The sequence below is a fragment of the Achromobacter sp. LC458 genome, assembly GCF_001005835.2.
In the GTDB taxonomy this organism is placed as follows: Bacteria; Pseudomonadota; Gammaproteobacteria; order Burkholderiales; family Burkholderiaceae_B; genus Achromobacter; species Achromobacter spanius_B.
The window spans coordinates 1-2,958 of the sequence record NZ_LBHW02000089.1; the positions used below are offsets into that span (position 1 = coordinate 1).

Sequence of the window (2,958 nt, forward strand, 5' to 3'; positions counted from 1 at the left end):
CGGACAGCGACAAAACCAGATCTGTATGGCGGCTAGATTATGGTTTTGCGGGCGTTCCCACTCCGTTGCTGGGCCAATGGGCCAGCCAGAAGGCAGGGATACGGCAGAGCCTTTTGCATCCCGACCGAGTGCAAGTGGATGACGAGGGCGGCGTACCCAACGTGCCGTGGGGGATGGTGCAGGATGACCAACAGCTGCTACCCGCTCAGCGCAAGGCCGCCCTGATGAGGCGATATCGCGAGCGGGGCTGGGGCGAAGTCGGACAGACCAGCTACGAACGCTTTCTGATTTGGTTGGAACATGTGCTGAATTCCCCGACGGTTCCCCGCCACCTGAACTATGCGCTTGAACTCGAGGACAAGCACTGGGAAGACCCCACAGCCGCATATCGACGGCTTAAAGCCGGTATGGATGTGTTTATGCCGCGATTGAACGGGGCGGATCGCAACGGCGACGAAGACGACGGCACCAAGCCCTTGACAACGGACGATCTGCTGGCCGGGGTTCGATTCAATATGCCGGTGCATGCGTTTGGATATAACTGGTTGGCGTCGAACACCGATTCGGCCAAGAAACTCAAGCAGCGCATTGAAACCTTGCTGGAACAGTATGGATCCCGCTGCAAGCAGGTCTTGCTGGTGACGCATTCAATGGGCGGTTTGATTGCCAGAATGTGCGCAACTCTGCCCGGCATGGAGTCCGCGATTTGCGGCATCGTCCACGGCGTCATGCCGACAAACGGAGCCCCGGTGGCGTACCGCCGATGCAAGGTCGGTATGCGGGACGAGAGCTTCGGTACCTCGCTGGTTATTGGCAGCAACGGTCAGGAAGTAACAGCGGTTTTTGCCCAGTCGCCCGGAGCGTTGCAGTTACTGCCGACCACGCGATACGCACCGGGATGGTTGAAACTGCTGCGCGAGAACCAATCTCGCACCCTGTCCGCGATGCCCGCGCTCGATCAATGCCCGTATGACGCGATTTATCTTGAGAGGTATCGGTGGTGGGGCTTGGTAAAGGAAGAATGGCTGGCGCCCAAAGGTGGGACGGCGATTGAGTGGACCCTCTACGAGCGAGCTATTAAATTTGCCCGCGAATTTCACGCAGAGCTGGATACCTACTTCCATCCCAATACCTACGTCTTCTATGGTTCAGATGCGAAATATCCGAGCTTCGAAACCATCCGGTGGAACATACGCCCGGGTTTGCGGGCGGCCGGTACCGCACAGGCAGCCGCCCCGATCGAAGCCATTTTCAACGCGCGGCACACGGATGTTCAGCACGACGGTCGCACCATCATCCACGTGCGCAGTCGTAGCGCCCTCAATAACGCCTCGCCAAGCTACGTTGACGGCACGTCAACGCCCGGAAAGCCGACATATAGCAACTGGGAAATTCACTGTGCAATGCAGGACGGAGTCGGAGACGGGACGGTACCGACAAGTTCGGGCCGTGCGCCGATTGACCAGGCGGAACGCGGCGAAGTTCGGGAGCAGCTAAAAATGCAAGGCTTTGATCATGAAGGTCCGTTCCGGATGGAACAGGTTCAACTCGTCACGCTTCAATGGATCTTGAAAATCGCGGCCCAGGCCAAGAAGCCGTCATGAACCCGCGCTTCTTGGCTGCCGGGCTTTTGATCATTGGGCTGGTCGCAGGCAGCAACCTTTCGTTGTTTGGTAAGGACACACCAATGGCTCCACATCCCGCAGATACTCGAACCTGGGCGTTCGGCAGGCATTTGATTGACCTTCCTTCGGACTGGATATACAGCACGGGTAGTTACGTCACGCTGTATTACGGATTGCATACCGATTTCAAAACCGTTGAAGTCAGGGTGTTGGGCACCGAAGTTTCCGCTGAACGCTTCAAGAATGCAGTAGAGGACAGATCAACGCAGATCGGAAACGTAGACCATGATGCGGGCGGATCAATGATGCTCGCTCAAATCAAGTTGAGTGAAACGCAAACATTGCTACGTTTCTTTCACAGTCCCGAACTGAAGAATTACCACACCCATGAGCTTCACCTTCTGGTCGGCGACGTCTATGTCCTGATCAAGGCCGACTCCTTTAAAAACGTCATGGCCCCCGTAGAGGCCCGCATCCAGGCGCTAGCCAAAACAATCACCAAAATCTCCGACCCACAAACCGCCGGCCCCGGCTTCGGGCTGGGGCCCGTCATCATCCGCGACCACCACGATCAGGAAATCGGGATGTTGAAGTTTCGCGCGCCCGGGACAAACCTCGAACTGGACGCCGCGACAAGCGCGATCCAGGAGCAAGAAAGAATCAACATGAAGGAACAGGAAAAGCAAACGCTTGCTGGCATCCGCTACAACTCCTTGCGTTCCGGCGCGCCGACCTTTGCCGGCATGGAGTCCGAGCAAAGCGGCTTCAGCTACCGGAACGGGGATCACCATGCCTTTCTGTTCGTCGTGCAAAGCTATCGTGACAACCCCGGGTTTGCCTGGCCGTCCATCAACATGCGATTCCAGGGTGGGGGCACCATCATGAAGGTCCAAAGCCCTGACTATCAACCCGACCTCGTCCGTTGGTCCCTGCCCCGCTTCGTACCGGACAAGCACGAGATTCCCCTTTGGAAGCGGCCGCCTTCCCCGCCCCGCGTGGATGCCACCTTAAGCGACAAAGAAGCCGGCAAGTTGTGGGACGCGATCGTGGCGTCGGTGCGACTGCGTTACCTGGCCGTTGCGCCCAAGCCGCCTTCCGCTTTTGACCAGGGCAATCCGGAAAAAGCCGCTGCCGATCAAAAGGCGCTGGATGAATTTCTTAGCACTGACGAAGACGGCCGGCCCTGGACGCCGCCTACCGACGACGACGTGCCCGCTCGGTAATCCTCTCGCGTGGTCAGCGTCTTGAAGCGACCGGGTAAAGGCCCGCGGTCAAAAAAAAGGCCAATCAAATGGAGGAAAAAGTGACCGACAACCAACCCGCCACCGGCCCA

At 57.8% G+C, this 2,958-nt stretch carries 2 protein-coding genes; both read left to right on the top strand.

The genetic code is table 11. The features are described from left to right. A partial coding sequence (locus YH64_RS29955) for a hypothetical protein (protein WP_221935940.1) occupies positions 1 to 1,604 on the top strand: 1,604 nt, incomplete at its 5' end. Next, positions 1,601 to 2,848 (top strand): T6SS immunity protein Tli4 family protein, encoded by a 1,248-nt coding sequence (locus YH64_RS29960; RefSeq protein WP_143215629.1) that lies wholly within the window; start codon positions 1,601 to 1,603, stop codon positions 2,846 to 2,848. The genes YH64_RS29955 and YH64_RS29960, both read left to right, overlap by 4 nt. The last annotated feature ends 110 nt before the right edge of the window (positions 2,849 to 2,958 follow it).